Source organism: Clostridium sp. FS41, from assembly GCF_000954015.1.
Lineage (GTDB): Bacteria > Bacillota > Clostridia > Lachnospirales > Lachnospiraceae > Enterocloster > Enterocloster citroniae.
The window spans coordinates 1-18,897 of sequence record NZ_JYHN01000067.1 but is presented as its reverse complement, the minus strand read 5'-3'; the positions used below and the strand labels follow the sequence as shown (position 1 = coordinate 18,897).

The 18,897-nt window shown below is 49.4% G+C and carries 15 protein-coding genes and 2 pseudogenes; 15 read left to right on the top strand and 2 right to left on the bottom strand.

All coding sequences use genetic code 11. The features are described 5' to 3' along the window. Positions 1-158: 158 nt before the first annotated feature. The 8 genes and pseudogenes from CLFS41_RS19865 to CLFS41_RS19835 form a co-directional block, all read left to right on the top strand. A complete protein-coding gene (locus CLFS41_RS19865; RefSeq protein ID WP_045093260.1) occupies positions 159-1,073 on the top strand; it encodes a LysR family transcriptional regulator in 915 nt (304 codons plus the stop codon). A gap of 169 nt (positions 1,074-1,242) precedes the next feature. Beyond that, positions 1,243-2,520, top strand: coding sequence for an adenylosuccinate synthase (locus tag CLFS41_RS19860; protein WP_007864087.1), 1,278 nt, complete (start codon positions 1,243-1,245; stop codon positions 2,518-2,520). Positions 2,521-2,689: 169 nt separating this feature from the next. Beyond that, positions 2,690-3,346: a PAS domain-containing protein gene (locus CLFS41_RS19855; protein WP_007864088.1), complete on the top strand. Its 657-nt coding sequence runs from the start codon at positions 2,690-2,692 to the stop codon at positions 3,344-3,346. A 186-nt stretch (positions 3,347-3,532) separates the two neighbouring features. Continuing rightward, the gene (locus CLFS41_RS19850) at positions 3,533-3,901 is read left to right on the top strand and encodes a RidA family protein (protein ID WP_007864090.1); all 369 of its coding nucleotides are present in this window, start codon (positions 3,533-3,535) and stop codon (positions 3,899-3,901) included. Positions 3,902-3,933: 32 nt separating this feature from the next. Beyond that, on the top strand, positions 3,934-5,124 hold the full coding sequence (locus tag CLFS41_RS19845) for a pyridoxal phosphate-dependent aminotransferase (protein WP_007864092.1): 1,191 nt from the start codon (positions 3,934-3,936) through the stop codon (positions 5,122-5,124). 1 nt (position 5,125) lies between these two features. Then, positions 5,126-6,505: a sodium:solute symporter family protein gene (locus CLFS41_RS19840; protein WP_045093259.1), complete on the top strand. Its 1,380-nt coding sequence runs from the start codon at positions 5,126-5,128 to the stop codon at positions 6,503-6,505. 531 nt (positions 6,506-7,036) lie between these two features. Further along, positions 7,037-7,285 (top strand): annotated as a pseudogene (locus CLFS41_RS29550) (group II intron reverse transcriptase/maturase); the annotation flags it as partial. Continuing rightward, positions 7,285-7,884, top strand: a pseudogene (locus CLFS41_RS19835) (transposase); the annotation flags it as partial. The pseudogenes CLFS41_RS29550 and CLFS41_RS19835, both read left to right, overlap by 1 nt. Positions 7,885-8,018: 134 nt before the next feature. On the opposite strand, the gene CLFS41_RS29545 reads toward CLFS41_RS19835, so the two are convergent. After that, positions 8,019-8,273 carry a hypothetical protein gene (locus tag CLFS41_RS29545; RefSeq protein ID WP_007864098.1) on the bottom strand — a complete coding sequence of 85 codons (255 nt, stop codon included), beginning with the start codon at positions 8,271-8,273 and terminating at the stop codon, positions 8,019-8,021. 70 nt (positions 8,274-8,343) lie between these two features. After that, entirely contained in the window at positions 8,344-10,293 is a 1,950-nt protein-coding gene (locus CLFS41_RS19830; RefSeq protein ID WP_007864100.1) for an ABC-F family ATP-binding cassette domain-containing protein, read from the bottom strand. 284 nt (positions 10,294-10,577) lie between these two features. Between CLFS41_RS19830 and CLFS41_RS19825 the strand changes: the two genes are divergently transcribed. The 7 genes from CLFS41_RS19825 to CLFS41_RS19795 all read left to right on the top strand — a co-directional run bounded on the left by CLFS41_RS19825 (position 10,578) and on the right by CLFS41_RS19795 (position 18,752). Then, the gene (locus CLFS41_RS19825; RefSeq protein ID WP_007864102.1) at positions 10,578-11,240 is read left to right on the top strand and encodes a redox-sensing transcriptional repressor Rex; all 663 of its coding nucleotides are present in this window, start codon (positions 10,578-10,580) and stop codon (positions 11,238-11,240) included. Between the two features lie 296 nt (positions 11,241-11,536). Further along, positions 11,537-13,081 (top strand): bifunctional ADP-dependent NAD(P)H-hydrate dehydratase/NAD(P)H-hydrate epimerase, encoded by a 1,545-nt coding sequence (locus CLFS41_RS19820; protein WP_007864104.1) that lies wholly within the window; start codon positions 11,537-11,539, stop codon positions 13,079-13,081. A gap of 15 nt (positions 13,082-13,096) precedes the next feature. Continuing rightward, positions 13,097-14,287, top strand: a complete 1,191-nt coding sequence (alr, locus tag CLFS41_RS19815; RefSeq protein WP_007864106.1) for an alanine racemase — start codon at positions 13,097-13,099, stop codon at positions 14,285-14,287. A 134-nt stretch (positions 14,288-14,421) separates the two neighbouring features. Further along, entirely contained in the window at positions 14,422-14,769 is a 348-nt protein-coding gene (locus CLFS41_RS19810; RefSeq protein WP_007864109.1) for a type II toxin-antitoxin system PemK/MazF family toxin, read from the top strand. Between the two features lie 221 nt (positions 14,770-14,990). Continuing rightward, entirely contained in the window at positions 14,991-16,487 is a 1,497-nt protein-coding gene (locus tag CLFS41_RS19805) for a hemolysin family protein (RefSeq protein ID WP_045093433.1), read from the top strand. After that, positions 16,447-17,829: an MATE family efflux transporter gene (locus CLFS41_RS19800; RefSeq protein ID WP_007864114.1), complete on the top strand. Its 1,383-nt coding sequence runs from the start codon at positions 16,447-16,449 to the stop codon at positions 17,827-17,829. The genes CLFS41_RS19805 and CLFS41_RS19800 overlap by 41 nt, the downstream gene beginning before the upstream one ends. 194 nt (positions 17,830-18,023) lie before the next feature. After that, the gene (locus tag CLFS41_RS19795) at positions 18,024-18,752 is read left to right on the top strand and encodes a YebC/PmpR family DNA-binding transcriptional regulator (RefSeq protein WP_007864116.1); all 729 of its coding nucleotides are present in this window, start codon (positions 18,024-18,026) and stop codon (positions 18,750-18,752) included. The last annotated feature ends 145 nt before the right edge of the window (positions 18,753-18,897 follow it).

The window sequence follows — 18,897 nt, the reverse complement described above, 5'->3', positions numbered from 1 at the left end:
TGCCGTATGATGTGAAAGTGGATCCGCATCAGTTTGTTTCCTTAGCGTGACCCAATCTTGGTATTGTGGTTAAAATGGAAGAATGGTATAGTTGAATCAGGATACGCGTGTTGCTGAAAATGGATGCTAAAAGGATTCCATTGGAAGGAGAGGAATGGATGAATGTAAATCTGGAATACTATAAAGTGTTTTATTATGTGTGCGCCCACGGAAGCCTGACCGCGGCGGCCAGGCAGCTGTGCATTTCCCAGCCGGCGGTCAGCCAGGCTGTGCGGCAGCTGGAAAAGGAAACCGGCATCAAACTGTTTCTGCGCACCTCAAAAGGGGTTCAGCTCACAAAGGAAGGAGAACTTTTGTACCGCTACGTGAAAGCGGGAGTGGAGAGCCTTCTGGAGGGGGAAAAGATGGTGGAACGCGTGCTCGGCATGGATATGGGGGAAGTGCGGATCGGTGCCAGTGATATGACGCTGCAATTTTTCCTGCTTCCATATCTGGAGGAGTTTCACAAAGAGTATCCCAAAATCAAAGTGAATGTATCCAATGCCCCCACGCCGGAAACCATAAAAAGCCTGGAGGAGGGGAAGATTGATTTTGGGGTGGTGACCACGCCCTGTGAGTGCAGGGGAACCATGAACCAGATTCCGGTAAAAGCCATACGGAACGTTTTTATTGCAGGCAACAGTTTCAGCGGACTCAAAGGGAAGATCCTGGATTACCATGCCCTCTCCGGCTTGCCCTGTATTTTTCTGGAAAAAAATACCAGCACCAGGACTTTTATGGATGATTTCCTTTTAAAGCAGGGGATTGAACTGAAGCCGGAGTTTGAGCTGGCGATCAGTGACATGATCGTGCAGTTTGCAAAGCGCAACATGGGAGTGGGATGCGTGATGGAAGGGTTTGCCAGAGATGCCGTGGATGCAGGGGATGTGTTTGAACTGAAATTCAACATGGAGATGCCTTCCCGCCATATCTGTGTGGTGACAGGGGAATCCGGCCTGATCTCCATGCCCGGGCGAAAACTGCTGGAGATGATAACAGGACAGAAAATGGATGAAAACGGGATCTTACATTAGAGCGCGTGAAAATTCATTCCCGCAAAACACGCTCTAGTCTCAGATGGGTATAAGTAGTCATTATGGGAATCATAATAAAGAACGTCTTTACTTATAACGCATGATGTAGTAAAGTAATTATTGTTTTTTAATGAGCATGTACGGGAGATACCCGAAGGAGGATTTTAGTATGGTCAGAGCAATTGTAGGCGCTAACTGGGGCGATGAAGGAAAAGGCAAGATCACAGACATGCTTGCCAAGGAATCTGACATTATAGTACGTTTTCAGGGCGGAAGTAATGCAGGTCATACCATTATCAACGACTATGGCAAATTTGCCCTTCATCTTCTTCCATCCGGAGTGTTTTACCAGCACACCACAAGTGTCATCGGCAACGGTGTGGCGCTTAACATCCCATATCTGGTGAATGAGATCCAGGCACTGGTGGACAGAGGCGTTCCAAAGCCCAGGGTTTTGGTTTCCGACAGGGCCCAGATCCTGATGCCGTACCATGTGCTGTTTGACACCTATGAGGAAGCCCGCCTGGCCGGCAAGTCCTTTGGTTCCACAAAATCGGGCATTGCTCCCTTTTATTCAGATAAATACGCAAAGATCGGTTTCCAGGTCAGTGAACTCTTTGACCAGGAGCTTTTAAAGGAAAAGGCATACAGGGTGTGCGAGCAGAAGAATGTGCTGCTGGAGCACCTGTATCATAAGCCCCTTCTGGATCCCCAGGAGATCTACAATGAACTTTTAAGCTACCGCGGCATGATCGAGCCATATGTGTGCGACACCTCCGCATATCTGTATGAGGCCATCAGAGAGGGAAAGAAGGTTCTGTTGGAGGGACAGCTGGGCTCCCTTAAGGATCCGGACCACGGTATCTATCCCATGGTTACATCTTCCTCCACACTGGCTGCTTACGGAGCAATCGGAGCAGGAATACCTCCCTATGAGATCAAGGATATCACCACGGTTGTAAAAGCTTATTCCAGCGCAGTGGGAGCAGGCGCTTTTGTAAGCGAGATCTTCGGGGATGAGGCCGAGGAGCTGAGACACCGCGGAGGAGACGGCGGAGAGTATGGCGCAACCACAGGCCGCCCAAGGCGTGTGGGCTGGTTTGATGCCGTGGCTACCAGGTACGGATGCCGGATCCAGGGCACCACGGAGGTGGCGTTCACCGTGCTGGACGTGCTGGGATACCTGGATGAGGTGCCGGTATGTGTAGGGTACGAGATCGATGGCCAGGTAACCAGGGATTTCCCCACCACAGCCAGGCTGGAAAAGGCAAAACCTGTACTTACCAAGCTTGCGGGCTGGAAGTGCGATATCCGGGGAATCAGGAAGTATGAGGACCTTCCTGAGAACTGCCGTAAGTATATCGAGTTCGTGGAAAAGGAGATTGAGGCTCCTATCTCCATGGTTTCCAATGGACCGGGACGGGATGACATTATCATGCGCCGATGAAATAATGCAATGAGCATAAAACAGAGTGATCAGGATCGTTGATTCTGATTGCTCTGTTTTATTTTTGTCTTGTTCTTTTCAGGTGATTTTTTAAAGTAGAGTTGACTTAAAAAAAAATGTGGAATAAAATGATACTATGTTATTACCATAAAAGAAGCAGGTTGAATGAATGAAGCTGACAGAAACGGATAGGAAAATACTTAAATCATATGACACTGTGCTGGATGGATTGGCTGATTACCTGGGAGAGGGATGTGAAATCGTACTTCACAGTCTTGAGAACCTGGAACAGTCAGTTATTAAAATTGTCAATGGACATCACACAGGAAGACGGGTAGGGGCCCCCATCACCAACCTGGCACTGGAAATGCTGGATGAGATACAGAAAAATAAAAACCAGACAGGCATTTCGTATTTCACACAGAATAAAAAGGGAGAACCTTTAAAGTCTGCGACTATCGTGATACGCGGAGAGAATGACCGAACCATTGGACTTTTGTGCATTAATTTTTATTTAAACATGCCGTTGGCTGATTTCCTCTCTGTCTTTACTCAGGGAAATGGCTCCGGCGCGGGAGCGCAGGCAGAGGTCTTTTTGGACAGCAGCCATGGCCTTCTGGAGGATGCGGTAGCTAGCGCCAGGCAGGCAGTATCATGTAATCCCTCTATCTTACCATCTCTGAAAAACCGGAATATTATCCGTATGTTATATAATCAGGGAATATTTAATATGAAGAATTCAGTGGATTATGTTGCCAGCCAGCTGAATATTTCAAAAAATACGGTGTACATGCACCTTAGGTATATAAAAGATGAACATAGGTAAAGTTTAAAAGAGAGCAAAGATTTGATCCAGGGAATCCTTGCTCTCTCTTTTTTTACCAAATTAATAAAAAAAAATTTATTAAATCTGTAGATTGACTAAACTAAAATTCATTGTTATAATAAAAATAGATAAAAATAATTAATAAAATATAAACAAAATATAAATAATTCATAAAGGAGGAAAAAGATGAAAGTAATTTCCACAACAAAGGCACCAGCAGCAATTGGCCCGTATTCACAGGCATATGAGGTAGGGAATCTCGTGTATGCATCCGGTCAGATTCCAGTGGATCCCGTTACCGGACAGGCGCCTGATGGAATTAAAGCCCAGGCAGAACAGAGCTGCAGGAATGTAGGCGCTATATTGGAGGCAGCGGGCCTAACCTATGAAAATGTCGTGAAGACAACCTGCTTTTTGGCGGATATGAATGACTTCCAGCAGTTTAATGAGGTTTATTCTGAATATTTCACGTCTAAGCCAGCCAGGAGCTGTGTGGCAGTCAGATCCATTCCCAAGGGGCTTTTGTGTGAGATAGAAGTGATTGCTGAAAAGTGAACAGTTAAAGTAAAAGGATGAGGAGGAATACGATGAACAGCTTTACAAACAGTGAAGTTAATTTGGAGGTCCTGAAAAAGCGCGCATACAACATGAGATGGGCGGAAGTGGAAGAGGGGATGATTCCGCTGACAGCAGCAGATCCGGACTTTCCGGCTCCCAGGGAGATTGCGGATTCATTGATCGAATATATAAAAGGCGGGTATTTTTCTTATACTCCCAAAAGAGGGTTCCCTGAATTTGGGGAGAGTCTGGCAAGAGCAGTAAAAAACAGAAAGAACGAGGATATTGACCCAAAGCTGGTACTGCCGGTGGACAGTGCTGCGCGTGGAATGCACATCATTGCTCAGGCTGTTTTGACCCCGGGAGATGAGGCCCTTGTGTTCGACCCGGTTGATTTTCTGTTTAAGACAAGTATGGAAGCAGCCGGTGCAAAGGTAAATCTGTTCCCCATGAAATTTCGTGAGGATGGCACCATAGATTTCAGCGATATTGAAAGCTATATCACACCAAAGACAAAGATGCTGGGACTTTGCAATCCCCACAATCCCCTTGGAAAGGTTTATCCGGTAAAGGATTTGGAATACCTTCTGGATCTGTCAGAGAAGTATGGTTTTTACATTATGAATGATGAGATCTGGTCGGATATCGTGTATTCTGATGCAGAGTTTAACAGCATTTGTTCCCTTGGAAAGGCAAGGAATAAGAGGACACTTTCCGTATTTGGCTTTTCAAAAAGCTTTGGGATTGCCGGCTTACGTGCAGGCTGCATTTATTGTCAGGATGAGGATATTTTTGAAAAGCTGGTGGAGGCATCCCTGGTTGATACCACTATAGGCGGCATCTCTTCACTGTCCCAGATTGCGGCAATTGCCTGCCTGGATAAGTGCTACGGATGGCTGGACCAGTTTGTAGCCCATCTTCAGTCCAACCGGGACTATGCATTGGAACGCCTCAATCAGATACCGGGAGTAAAATGCTATAGGCCTCAGGCTACATTTGTTATATTCCCGGATGTATCAGAACTTCCCATGAGCTCAGAGGAACTGGTGGAATATTTAAAGAAAGAGGAGAAACTGGCAATTGTTCCCGGCGGAAAACAGTTCTTTGGACCTGGGTCGGAAGGGCATGTAAGAATATGCCTGGCTACCAGCAGAGAAATCCTTAAAGAGGGCCTTGACCGTATGGAGCGGGGGATTCGTAAACTTGTGAAGGAGGCGTAATATGGCGAAAGTTCTTGTTGCATTTATTTACATGGTTGCTATCTTGGTCATAGGATTTGTCAGTGCCAAGCGGGTAAAGACAGCAGAAGATTTTGCTACGGCAGGAAAGAAAATTCCATTTTGGACTAATGTGTACTCCATGGCATCTGCACAGATTGGAGCCGGCGCCACTATGGGCGTGGCCAGTATGACCTATATGTATGGTTTTTCCGGCATGATCCTTGGATTCGGAGCAGCCACAGGGGCTATATGTTCAGGACTTATCTTTGCCAAAAAGATCAGGGAAGCCAATGTCACAACGATACCTGAACTTATAAGGAACCGTCTGGGTGAGCGAGTTGCAAATATGATCTGTATACTGACCATCATACAGGTATTCGGAATACTGGCAGGACAGGTACGCTCCCTTGGAACCATTCTTCAGATTTTCATACCGTCCCTCAGCCTGTTGAATGCAATTATTATCATGAGTGTCATTATGATGATCTATTCGGTAGTAGGCGGAATGGTAGCTGCCACGAATACGGATAAACTGAATGTCAGCATTATGATCATATCAGTTATGGTGATCACGCCTATTATTGCCATGATGAAGATCGGCGGTACCCATGGACTTGCTCTTAATCTGAGCGCGGATCAGAAGAGCCTGACCACCATGGGTATAGTCCCCATGATTTCCACCTTTTTATACTTCGGTCTGGTGGGTATGATCAACAATGAAAACTTCCTTAGAATATGCGGTGCCAAAAATGCACATGAGGCAAAGGGAGCAACCCTGACAGCCGCTCTTTTGATCTACCTTCCATATATGATTTTTGCCGGTCTGATCGGTATCATGGGCATTCTTTTGATCCCAGAACTGGGGACTTCCGATTCCATTATCCCTGCAATGATCGATAAGATGACAGGGGATTTAACAGGTGCATTCCTTCTTTCAGGACTTCTGGCAGCTGTTATGGGAACCGCGGCATCGGTTGCCATGGCTACCAGCGTAACATTTACCAGGGATGTGGCAGTACGTCTGAAACGTGACATGAGTGGTTCTGATGTGCTGAAGATTCAGCGTATTTCATTGATCGTATTTACAATTCTGGCCATTATTGTGGGATATCAGGGAACTTCCATTGTTACAATCATGGAAGATGTAGGTGCACCATGCGTGGCTGCATTGATCCCCATTTTCCTTGGAATGTTTTTTTGGAAAAAGACAAACCCCAGAGGAGCAGCCATTACGATCGCAGTTGCTGTGATATCCACGGTCGGCTACTGGTTAATGGGTTCACCTCTGGGAATCAGCCACTTCCTGTTTGGGCTGGCTTGCTCCACCATAGCCTTGTTTGTAGCCTGCCCATTAACTTACAGGGGAGAAGATGATAAGTAGGAGGTGAAATGATGCTATATACAGTACTTGATGTGATAATCATTGGAGGGGGATGCGGCATTGCTGCTTATCTTCTCTATAACATGCTAAGAGAGACATTTAGGAAAAAATAAAAAACAGGAGAACATACCAGATAGGGGATTCCCCCCTGTATGTTCTCTTGTTTTTTATTCTCGTGCGCCCGGCGGCGCACGTTTTTAACCGGTGAAAGTCTGGAATCCGCCCGGTAGTGGGAAGGATATAGCTGAAGGCAAGGGTGTCCATCGTGAGGTGGAATCTGAAGGAAGCCGGATGTGGGGAATATACTAACCCGCGGGCAAATCTCTGGTCTGACGAACAGAAATCACATCAGGCTATGCATGAGGGTAAGACTGCGAGCCAAGCCGAAGCCCAATAACTACACGGAATCATGTATGGTAAATGTGGCAGATGGATGGAGAGAAAGAAACGTGTGGTACCCGGGGAGGTCTGTACGGAATGTCCTGAAAGGGATAACCACTATCGAGAGATAGCGCGGAACGTGAAGGGGATGTGAGAGCGCACCGTTCTTTCCGCCGGATATGGAAGGAAAGGGACAGTGCACAGCCGGAACTTTTGGAAAAGATACTGGACAAGGATAATCTAAACAGAGCTTATAAGAGAGTGAAGGCAAACAAGGAAGCGCCGGGAATCGATGGTATGAGCGTGGAGGAAATAGGCGCGTACCTTCGAGAAAATCAGAAAGAACTTATCGAGAGAATCAAAGGTGGGAAATACACTCCTGACCCGGTAAGACGAGTAGGGACTGGCTGTCTCCGATTGTCGGGCTTTTACGGAAAAGACTTCTGGAACAGGGATACCTGCACATTGACGAGACGCCGGTACAGGTGCTGGGTGAAGCCGGAAGGAAGAACACCACAGATGCTTATAAAGGCTATGAAAAAGTATCCGGGATTACCAGATGTTACTGTTGGACACACCTTCGCAGATACTTTGTGGATGCTCTTGCGAACGATACGGAAAGCCGGGAAACAACGATTCCGGCACAGGCCATCAGCTACATCAATAAGGTGTTTGAGATTGAGAAAAAACTGGAAGTCCTGTCTCCCCAGGGCAGGAAGGAACAGCGTCTGATACAGGAAATGCCTGTATTAGAGGCCTTTTGGTCGTGGGCGGAAGAGGCATTTGCCGGAATCCTTCCAAAATCCAAACTTGGAGAGGCATTTAGCTATGCCTTCAACCAGAGAAACGGATTGATGAATTATCTGCTGGACGGGAACTGCGCTGTCTCAAACAATCTTGCTGAAAACTGCATCCGTCCCTTTACGATAGGGCGTAAGAACTGGCTGTTTTCTGGAAGCCCCAAAGGAGCCGAAGCCAGCGCAGGGATTTATACACTGTACTTAATTATAGTGCTTTATATGCGGAATACAAAAAAACAAAAGGAAAAGCATCGTACATCTAGACTGAAAACCTTATCGTTAGACAGTCTGACGCACGGTGGTGTGAGAGGACGGCGGTCAATCACCGCCTCCTACTCAATTGTAAGGTCTTCCTCCTGCTTTGGCTCCCCGTCTGGTCCATCCAATGGTTCCGGAGGATCGGAGGGTTTTAAGACCCGTGTCATCAGTCCCATGGAAAACATGATGATGGGTATGAACACCATGGAAAAAATTACTGCCATCAGGTGGTTTTTGGGGGCGCCTGTCACTGCCAGGACAATGGCAAGCACAAACAGTCCCACTAAAAGCACCACTCCGGCCAAAGCAAACATCCGTTTTAATTTCATAATATGACTCCCTTCGCCTTTCCTTCCGATCAAGGCTCCCGCCTCTTTTGGCGGTGAGCCGTCCGTGTTTTTAATCCTCTGCCAGTTCTTCCCAGCGCTGGTACAATTCCTCCAGCCGGGATGCGATCTCCTCCTTTTCCCTGTTCAGCTCCATCAGCCTGGCCACATCGGTATAAACCTCCTCCTGGGCCAGAAGACCGTCAATCTCGCTGTCCCTGGTTTCCAGGGCATGGATGGAATCCTCTGTTTTCTTAAGCTCATTCTGGCGTTTGCGGATCCTGGCCTGTTCCTCCTTCTGGGCTTTCCAGTCCATTTTCACATCGCTGGCAGGGGAGCCGGCAAAAGGTGCCGCTTCCGGACCTTCCTTTGAAGGTGAGGCAGGGGATGGGTTCCTTGCAGCAAATGCAGCTTCCACATCCTCTTTTTTCTCCAGGTAATAATCGTAATTTCCAATGTAATTGATCAGGGACCGGCTGGTCAGATCCAGGATTCTGGTGGCCGTCCGGTTGATAAAATACCTGTCATGGGACACATAGAGCACGGTTCCTGTATACCGGCACAGGGCGCTCTCCAGTATCTCCTTGGAGGTGATGTCCAGATGGTTGGTAGGCTCATCCAGTAAAAGGAAATTGGCATCGGAGAGCATCAGCTTTGCAAGGGATACGCGCCCCCGTTCGCCGCCGCTTAAGTCTTTGATCAGCTTAAACACATCATCTCCGGTAAAGAGGAAGGAGGCCAGGGTGTTGCGGATCTGTGTATTGTTCATGTTGGGATAGGTGTCCTGTATTTCCTCAAACAGCGTCTTTTCCATGTGAAGGACCTGGTGTTCCTGGTCATAGTAACCCACATGGACTTTGGAGCCCAGGCGGATCTCACCGCTGTCAGCGTCCAGGAGGCCGTTGATAATCTTTAAAAGGGTGGTCTTGCCCGTACCGTTATTGCCGATAATGGCAACCCGCTCCCCGCGTTTTATCTCAAAATCCACATTGGAAAATAAGGTCTGGCTGCCAAAGGATTTGCTCAGGTCAGTGACGGACAGAACATCATTGCCGCTGACCACATCCGGTTCCAGGCGGATATCCATGGAATCATCAATATCCACCGGCTTTTCCAACCTCTCTATCTTTTCCAGCATTTTTTCCCGGCTTTCAGCCCGGCGGATGGATTTCTCCCGGTTAAAGGATTTGAGCTTTGTGATCACCTCTTCCTGGTGTTTGATCTCCTGCTGCTGATTTAAGTATGCCCGGATTCTGGCATCCCGAAGCATGGCTTTTTTATCGCTGTAGGCAGAGTAGTTGCCTGAGAATACGGTCGCTGTTCCATTGTCCAGCTCCACGATCTTTGTGACGACCCGGTCCAGGAAATACCGGTCATGGGCCACGATAATGACGCTGCCGCTGTAGCTTTTAAGGTATGTCTCCAGCCAGGCGATGGATTCCATATCCAGGTGGTTGGTAGGCTCATCCAAAAGCAGGATATCCGGCTTGGTGAGAAGCAGCTTGCCCAGGGAAACGCGGGTTTTCTGTCCTCCGGAAAGGGTGTTGATGTGTTTGGTGAATTCCTCCTCCTCAAATCCAAGGCCCTTTAATACACCGGTAATCTCACTCCTGTAGGCATAGCCGTTGGCCAGCTCAAAGGAGTGGTTCAGGCGGCTGTATTCGGACAGCATGGACTCCAGTACATCGCCGGTGGCGGATTTCATCTCCAGCTCCAGGCTGCGGATCCGTTCCTCCATCTGGATGATGGGGCGCTTTACCTCTAAGAGTGCGTCATAGATGGTGCTTTCGCTGTCCAGATCCTGATGCTGCGCCAGATAGCCGATGGAGGTGCCTTTGCCAAGGGCTGCCACGCCCTGGTCTGCGGACAGTTCTCCGATGATGATCTTAAGCAGGGTGGATTTGCCCGCGCCGTTGATGCCCACAATGGCGGCCTTTTCATGTTCCTCCAGGTGGAAGGATACCTGCTTTAAAATATGTTTTTCTCCAAATGATTTGGTTATATTGCTGCATGATAAAATCATGGGTAACTCCTTTGTGCCAGACACTCAGCGCCTGGGTTGGGGCGCCTGTATGCGAAAATGTTTCGCTGTATGTTGTGAGGTTTTTAGGCTTTTTATTATCAAAAATTCTTTATTTTGCACTCATCAGTATAATATAAGAGGATATTTTTTTCAAGAACATACTTAAACGTGTTTGACATTTTTTTGACGCTTGTTTATAATAGAACCATTAGGTATGATTTAGATACTGTTATCTGGATCATTTTGATGTATCAGAGAAACGCGTAAGGGGAAGGTGGAACACGATGGAACGCAAAGAGATATCGAAGGCGGTAATTTCAAGATTGCCCCGCTATTACCGCTATTTGGGAGAGCTGATTGAAGAGGGTGTGGAGCGCATATCTTCCAATGAGCTGAGTGCCAGGATGAAGGTGACGGCATCACAGATCCGCCAGGATCTTAATAATTTCGGAGGATTCGGACAGCAGGGATACGGATATAATGTAAAGTACCTGTATGCTGAGATAGCAAAGATTCTGGGAATTGACCAGCAGCACAACCTGATTATTATCGGTGCCGGAAACCTGGGCCAGGCTATTGCCAACTATACGAATTTTGAGAGACGTGGATTTGTTATCAAGGGTATGTTTGATATCAATCCAAAGCTCATTGGTCTTGTGATCCGCGGAATTGAGATCCGGTCTGTGGATGATCTGGAGTTTTTTATCAAGGAGAACGAAATTCAGATCGCAGCCCTGACCATTCCAAAGACAAAGGCGTCTGAGATCGCAGACCGTCTGGTAAAGGCCGGCATTAAAGCTATCTGGAACTTTGCCCATACTGATCTGGTGGTTCCGGACGATGTGGTGGTGGAGAATGTACACCTGTCCGAAAGTCTGATGCGTTTGTCATACAGGGTTTGCAGTATGAACGATCAGGCGGAAATCGAAGGGAAAACGTCAAAGTAAGAAACAGCCGGCAAGCAAAGGAGAGTACCTTTTTGCTTGCCGGTTTTTGATTTCCGGGAGACCCCAATACGGTCTCTAAGTGCTCATAGCGAGCCACTCCACTAGGTTCGTGAGGGACCTTACCAAGTGGAGATGACATGCATCGCACGTAAGAGACCCCAATACGGTCTCTAAGTGCTCATAGCGAGTCACTCCACTAGGTTCGTGAGGGACCTTACCAAGTGGAGATGACATGCATCGCACGTAAGAGACCCCAATACGGTCTCTAAGTGCTCATAGCGAGGAGGTAAGCGGGGATGAGAACTTTGGTAACGGCAAAACAGATGAAGGCGATTGACGCCTATACGATCAACACCATTGGAGTGCCCTCCATGGTGCTGATGGAACGGGCGGCCATGTGGGTGGCCCGGGCGGTTGAGGAGACTGCCGGGAAAGCGGATGTGATCTGGGCCGTGTGCGGCACGGGCAACAATGGGGCGGACGGTGTGGCGGCTGCCAGGATGCTGCACCTGAAGGGATATAAGACCAGCCTGTTTGTGGTGGGGGATCCGGACCGTGGGACTGCGGAATTTCTGGCCCAGTCCGCCATTGCCCGGAACCTGGGAATGCAGATGAGGCCGTGGCAGGAAGCGGCGGGAGAGGACTGCGTTGTTTTGATCGATGCGGTATTCGGCGTTGGACTGAGCCGCCCCATTGAGGGGGAATACAGGCAGTGTATGGAAATGCTGGAGGCCCGGCATGCCGCCCATACAGTGGCGGTGGATATTCCCTCCGGGATCCATGGAGACACAGGCCAGGTCATGGGGATGGCACTGAAGGCGGATGTGACAGTGACCTTTGGATGGGAGAAGATGGGAACCGCCCTCTATCCGGGCCGTGCCTATGCGGGAACCGTCAGGGTCTGCGACATCGGTTTTCCGGAAAGCGCCCTGGATGCCGTGAGGGATCAGGAGGAGGGATACGGGTATGGGCTTACTTATGAAAGCAGCGACCTGTGTCTGATTCCGGACCGCCCGGCCTATTCCAACAAGGGGACGTTTGGGAAGGTCCTGATCGCAGCAGGGTCCAAAAATATGTGCGGTGCAGCGTATTTAAGCGCCCTGGCAGCTTACCGCACCGGTGCGGGGCTTGTGAAACTGCTCACAGTGGAGGAAAACCGCCAGATCCTTCAGGAACGGCTGCCGGAAGCCATCATTGCCACCTACACCTCGGACCAGCTGATCCAGGGAAGGGAAGAGTTTAAGAAGATGATAGAGGAACAGATGAACTGGGCTGATGTGGTGGTGCTGGGGCCCGGGCTGGGAAGCGAACCTTATGTGGAGTATCTGGTGGAAGATATACTGACCAGTGCCTTTGTGCCGGTCATTATTGACGCGGACGGCCTTAATGCCATTGCAGGACATCCATACCTCACCACTTATTTTACGGAAAATATCATCATCACCCCCCACTTGGGAGAGATGGCCCGCCTCATCGGTGAGAGTATAGATGCCGTCAAAGAAAACCTCACAGGAGCCGCCCTGGAATACGCGGGACGTTACGGGATCACCTGTGTGCTCAAGGATGCGGCCACCGTGGTGGCGGGAAAGGACGGCACCCTCTATGTGAACTCCAGCGGCAACAGCGCCATGGCAAAAGCCGGTTCCGGTGATGTGCTTACCGGAATCATCGCCGGACTGGCCGCCATTGGGATGGAGGAGGAACAGGCCGCGCTTATGGGGGTGTATCTCCATGGGCGTGCGGGTGATCAGGCAGCAGGGAAAATAGGACAGCACAGCCTTCTGGCTTCCGATCTGGCAGATTGTATCGGAGCAGCCATGAAGTCCGTGGCGCATGAATAACAGGAGGCATTGAAAATGAAACCATACAGCAGAGTATATGCGGCCATAAACCTGGATGCAGTGACAGCCAACATGAAGGCCATGAGGGATAACCTGCCTCCGTCCACTGCCATGATGGGTGTGGTCAAGACGGACGGATACGGCCATGGGGCAGTACCCGTGGCCAGGACCATTGACCCGTATGTGGAGGGATATGCGGTGGCATCCATTGATGAGGGCATTATACTGCGCCGTCATGGGATCCGGAAAATGATCCTGATACTGGGTGTGACCCATGAGAGCCGTTTTGAGGAACTGGTCCACTATGATATCCGTCCGGCTATGTTCCGGTACGAGGAGGTGAGGAAGCTTTCCGACACCGCGGTGAAGATGGGAAAAAAGGCCAATATCCATCTGGCAGTGGATACGGGGATGAACCGGATCGGCATGAAGCCCGATGAAAGGTCCGCGGACATGGTGTACAGGATGAGCAGGCTGGGAGGAGTCTGTATCGAAGGGATGTTCACCCACTTTGCAAAGGCGGATGAGCTGGATAAGACCGCATACACCGCCCAATACAGGGCATATACGGATTTTGTGGACATGCTCTCGGCCAGGGATGTGACCATCCCCATCCGCCATTGCTCCAACAGCGCCGGGATTGTGGAATCCCTGGAATCCAACGGACTGGACATGGTGCGGGCCGGGATTTCCATCTACGGGCTCTACCCTTCTGATGAGGTGGGCAGGGACGCGGTAAAGCTTATGCCCGCCATGGAACTAAAAAGCTTTATCACATACATAAAGACCATTGAGCCCGGAGACCAGGTGAGTTACGGGGGAACCTTTGTGGCCGACAGGACCATGCGCGTGGCCACCATACCGGTGGGATACGGGGATGGCTACCTTAGAAGCCTTTCAGGCAAAGGATCCGTGCTGGTTCGGGGGCAGAGGGCCAGGATACTGGGACGTGTGTGTATGGACCAGTTTATGGTGGACGTGACGGATATCCCCGATGCTTCGGAGGATGATAAGGTGACGCTTATTGGAAGGGATGGGGAGGAATGTATTTCCGTGGAGGAACTGGCAGAAATAAGCGGCGGTTTCCATTATGAGATCATCTGCGGCATTGGAAAGCGCGTGCCCAGAGTTTATCTGAGAGACAATCGGATCATTGGCAAAAAAGATTATTTTAATGATATTTATGAAGGCTTTGGATATATGTAAAAGCCTACCATGCTCCAAATGAAGGTCTGAATCATATTATATCAGTGTGCAGCTGCAGTGCACTGGAAGAAATGTATACACAAGTCAAATATGGTCAATACTAAGGTTGAATAAATTGACGGAGTGTGAATGATGTGATTATCAGACGTGGAGATATTTATTATGCTGATTTAAGGCCCGTGGTGGGTTCCGAGCAGGGAGGGGTCCGTCCGGTGCTGATCATCCAGAATGATGTGGGCAATAAACATAGTCCAACAGTGATATGTGCGGCTATTACATCCAGGATGAACAAAGCCAAGCTTCCCACCCATGTGGAGCTGAATACCAGGCGGTGTGCCATGATCAAGGACTCCGTTATTCTTTTGGAACAGCTGAGGACTATTGACAAGCAGCGGCTGAAGGAGAAGATATGCCATATAGACGAGGAGCTGCAGCACAGGGTGGATGAGGCTCTGATGATAAGCCTGGAACTGCATACATAGGCAGGCGGTTCCAGACGGGGATGGCTGCATTCCCCGGTGCCGGGAGGGGCATTTCCCAAACACGCCCGGGCGCCATTGACGAAATATAAGAAAAATGTTATGATAAGCAGAGTTATGCCGTGAATTTAAGGGGCGTTGCTCTGTTTTTTCATTTCCGTGAAAGGCATTTTGGGAATGAAAAGCGGATGCAGCATGAGTATGAAAGGAGTCTTACTACAATTATGGACGATGGTTATTCGCCTGTCAGTATACTGGTTTTAATTGGTTTTATCCTGCTGGAGGCCGTGTTTTACGGTTTCGGCGCAGCGATCCAGAATGTAAACGAAGGCAGACTGGAGGATGAAGCTGAGGAGGGGAATAGGAAGGCGGCCCGTTTGCTTGAGATTGTCAACCGGCCGGGGCGTTTTGTGCACACCATTCAGATCACGACCCATCTGATCGGAATGATCACAGGAGCAGTTATTCTCCCTGTCCAGGTCAATGGTCTTATGAGACATGTCCATATATTCAAGCCTCTGGCCTGGTGGAAACCAGGTACGGCTGCAACCCCGTGGTATCTGGATTCCGCGTGGTGGGAGCAGATCCTGTTTATGGCTGTGGTGACCGTGATACTGCTGCTGATCATCATCAGTTTTGGTATTATCATCCCCAAGCGTCTGGCTGCAAAGGAGCCGGAAAAATGGGGCTATCATATGCTTCCCATTGTCCTCTTTACCGCAGGGATATTTCTGCCCCTGACCAAGCTGATCACACTTTTATCCACCCTGGTGCTGAAGCTCTTTGGGGTGGAGATCACGGATGATGATGACAATGTAACTGAGGAAGATATTATGTCCATGGTAAATGAAGGCCATGAGCAGGGGGTCCTGGAGGCGGACGAGACGGAGATGATCACCAACATCTTTGAACTTGGGGACAAGGAAGCATCGGATATCATGACCCACCGCACCAACATGACGGCGCTGGACGGAACCATGCCCCTTAAGGAGGCAGTGGATTTTATACTGAACGAGGGGATTAACACACGCTACCCGGTGTACAGGGAAGATATTGACGACATTATCGGGATCCTCCATATGAGGGATGCAATGGTCTGCGTGGAGAAGGCAGAATACAAGGACAAGCCGCTGATGGAGATCCCCGGACTTTTAAGGGAGGCTAACTTTATCCCTGAGACAAGGAGCATTGATACCCTGTTTAAGGAGATGCAGTCAGGCAAGATACACATGGAAATCGTGGTGGATGAATATGGGCAGACTGCCGGACTTCTCACCATGGAAGACATCCTGGAAGAAATCGTGGGAAACATCCTGGATGAGTATGATGAGGAGGAAGATTTCATCACGGCAGCAGAGGACGGCTCCTATATTATGAGCGGCCTGACGCCTCTGGATGATGTGATGGAGGTACTGGACATTGAATTTCCTGAGGAGGACAGCGATACATATGATACCCTGAACGGGTACCTCATATCACGTCTGGACCGGATCCCTCAGGAGGGGGAGAATCCACGGGTGGATTTCGGCAGATATACCTTTGAGGTGATAAAAGCCGGCAATAAGATGATCGAGAGCGTCCTGGTGTTTAAGCGCCTGTCCCAGGAGCGTGGAGACAGTGAGAAAGAAAAAGAAAATCCCCGATCAGACAGATTGGGAAAAGGTTTGGTGGAAGATAAGTATGAGAGGCCTGACAGAGAGCACGAAGGAGATGTTTCGTGACAGCAGATTTTTGAGAAAGGCCCTTATGATCGCCTGCCCGGTGGCTTTGCAGGGCATGCTGAACACGGTGGTGAACCTGGTGGACACACTGATGATCGGCACCCTGGGAGCCACGGCCATAGCGGCCGTGGGACTGGCTAATAAGGTCTTTTTTGTATTTTCCCTTCTGGTGTTTGGAATTGTAAGCGGAAGCGGAGTTTTGGCAGCCCAGTTCTGGGGGAGCGGGGATGTAAAGAACATAAGAAAGGTATTGGGACTTTCCCTGCTTTTGGCAATGGGGGGAGCCTTGTTTTTTGTGGTGCCGGCCATTGCCGCCCCGCAGTTTGTGATGCGCATTTTCACCACCAGTCAGGACAGTATCGCGCTGGGGGCAAAATATCTTAGGCTGGCCGCCCTTACATATCCCTTTATTGCCCTGACCAACGTATATGTGGCAATGCTGCGGGCCGTGAACAAGGTGGTATTCCCTGTGATCAGCAGCTGTATTGCCATTGCCGTGAATATCTGCCTTAACTATGTGCTGATCTTTGGAAAGTTCGGGGCTCCGGCCCTGGGGGTGGAGGGCGCTGCCATAGCCACCTTTATTGCCCGTGTGATTGAGATCGGCCTGGTGCTGGGGTATGTGTACATTAAGAAAATGCCCATTGCCTGCGGGTTTACCCAATTATTTGGATGGCCGGCTGCCTTTGTCAGGAAGTTTGCAGCCACCTCGGCTCCTGTGATCGCCAATGAGTTCATGTGGGGGCTGGGAACCACCATGTATTCCCTGGCCTATGGCCGTATGGGGGATGAGGCGGTGGCGGCCATTACCATTGCCACCACCATACAGGACATTGTGGTGGTCCTGTTCCAGGGGCTCAGCGCGGCAACGGCCGTTATCCTGGGCAATGAGCTGGGGGCAGGCAAACTGAAACGGGCTGAGAAATATGCGACCCAGTTTTTTATTTTGCAGTTTATTGTCACCATGGCCGCAGCCATGGTGGTGATCGGGATCCGATGGCCCATTATCAGCCTTTACAATATTACGGCAGAGGTGGGGCGGGACGTGAATATGTGCATCCTTATTTTTGCCGCTTATATGCCTGCCAAGATGTTTAACTATGTGAATGTGGTGGGTGTGCTGAGAAGCGGCGGCGATACAAAGATGTGTCTTTTCCTGGACACCAGCGGCGTGTGGGTGATCGGAGTTCCCCTGGCCTTTCTGGGAGCCCTGGTGTGGCATCTGCCCATCTACGCGGTGTATGGCCTGGTGATGCTGGAGGAAGTGTATAAGGCAATCCTGGGATATATACGGTACCGGCAGAAAAAATGGCTGAGGAACCTGGCGGTGGAAGTACCGTAAAAGTGAAGACATCCATGAAGCTATGAGTGAGGATATATGCGAAGGCACACATGAGGCCGGGGCCCGGGATTTTTTGCTTGCCATATAAAAAAAATCATGTTAAGATAGAAAAGATGTGTATAAGATACGGCTTGGGCTGTATTTTCAAGTAGAAGAACCGATAAAAAGAAGAACAAGGAAAGGGTGTTTTACCAATGTCAGGACATTCAAAATTTGCCAACATTAAACATAAGAAAGAGCGTAATGACGCTGCTAAAGGTAAGGTTTTTACAGTGATCGGACGTGAGATCGCCGTTGCCGTAAAAGAAGGAGGAGCGGATCCTGCCAACAACAGCAAGCTGCGCGATGTGATCGCAAAGGCAAAAGCCAACAACATGCCCAACGATACCATTGACCGCGGTATTAAGAAGGCTGCCGGAGATGCCGCTTCCGTTAACTATGAAATCCTTACATATGAGGGATATGGACCAAGCGGGGTAGCCATCATCGTGGATACACTGACTGACAATAAGAACCGTACGGCTGCCAATGTAAGAAGCGCTTTTACCAAGGGCGGCGGCAATGTAGGTACTCCGGGAAGCGTGTCCTACATGTTTGACAAGAAGGGACAGATCATCATTGATAAGGAAGAGTGCGAGATGGATCCTGATGAGCTGATGATGATTGCTCTGGACGCAGGCGCAGAGGATTTCGCCGAGGAGGAGGACAGCTATGAAGTGATCACGGCACCGGATGATTTCAGCGCTGTGCGCGAGGCTTTGGAAGCCCAGAACATTCCCATGATGGAAGCCTCCGTGACCATGATCCCCCAGACATGGGTGGAGCTGACTGATGAGGAAGATATCAAAAAGCTGAATAAGACCCTGGATCTGCTGGACGAGGATGATGATGTCCAGGCCGTATATCACAACTGGGATGAGTGATTGAGAAATATGGAAATAAATGGAAGTATTGAAATAGGCTGATATAAAAGGCAGGGAACGCGCGGCAAATGCTGTGCGGGTCCCTGCCTTGTTGTGTCACAGTAAAAATAAACCACCTGCTCTGCAGGTGGAGGGAATATCTTCA

What these genes read in the sequence shown, in the direction of transcription:
- CLFS41_RS19865 (WP_045093260.1), top strand. Translation starts at nt 159, where the DNA reads ATGAATGTAAATCTGGAATACTATAAAGTGTTTTATTATGTGTGCGCC.
- CLFS41_RS19860 (WP_007864087.1), top strand. Translation starts at nt 1,243, where the DNA reads ATGGTCAGAGCAATTGTAGGCGCTAACTGGGGCGATGAAGGAAAAGGC.
- CLFS41_RS19855 (WP_007864088.1), top strand. Translation starts at nt 2,690, where the DNA reads ATGAAGCTGACAGAAACGGATAGGAAAATACTTAAATCATATGACACT.
- CLFS41_RS19850 (WP_007864090.1), top strand. Translation starts at nt 3,533, where the DNA reads ATGAAAGTAATTTCCACAACAAAGGCACCAGCAGCAATTGGCCCGTAT.
- CLFS41_RS19845 (WP_007864092.1), top strand. Translation starts at nt 3,934, where the DNA reads ATGAACAGCTTTACAAACAGTGAAGTTAATTTGGAGGTCCTGAAAAAG.
- CLFS41_RS19840 (WP_045093259.1), top strand. Translation starts at nt 5,126, where the DNA reads ATGGCGAAAGTTCTTGTTGCATTTATTTACATGGTTGCTATCTTGGTC.
- CLFS41_RS29545 (WP_007864098.1), bottom strand. Translation starts at nt 8,273, where the DNA reads ATGAAATTAAAACGGATGTTTGCTTTGGCCGGAGTGGTGCTTTTAGTG.
- CLFS41_RS19830 (WP_007864100.1), bottom strand. Translation starts at nt 10,293, where the DNA reads ATGATTTTATCATGCAGCAATATAACCAAATCATTTGGAGAAAAACAT.
- CLFS41_RS19825 (WP_007864102.1), top strand. Translation starts at nt 10,578, where the DNA reads ATGGAACGCAAAGAGATATCGAAGGCGGTAATTTCAAGATTGCCCCGC.
- CLFS41_RS19820 (WP_007864104.1), top strand. Translation starts at nt 11,537, where the DNA reads ATGAGAACTTTGGTAACGGCAAAACAGATGAAGGCGATTGACGCCTAT.
- alr (WP_007864106.1), top strand. Translation starts at nt 13,097, where the DNA reads ATGAAACCATACAGCAGAGTATATGCGGCCATAAACCTGGATGCAGTG.
- CLFS41_RS19805 (WP_045093433.1), top strand. Translation starts at nt 14,991, where the DNA reads ATGGACGATGGTTATTCGCCTGTCAGTATACTGGTTTTAATTGGTTTT.
- CLFS41_RS19800 (WP_007864114.1), top strand. Translation starts at nt 16,447, where the DNA reads ATGAGAGGCCTGACAGAGAGCACGAAGGAGATGTTTCGTGACAGCAGA.
- CLFS41_RS19795 (WP_007864116.1), top strand. Translation starts at nt 18,024, where the DNA reads ATGTCAGGACATTCAAAATTTGCCAACATTAAACATAAGAAAGAGCGT.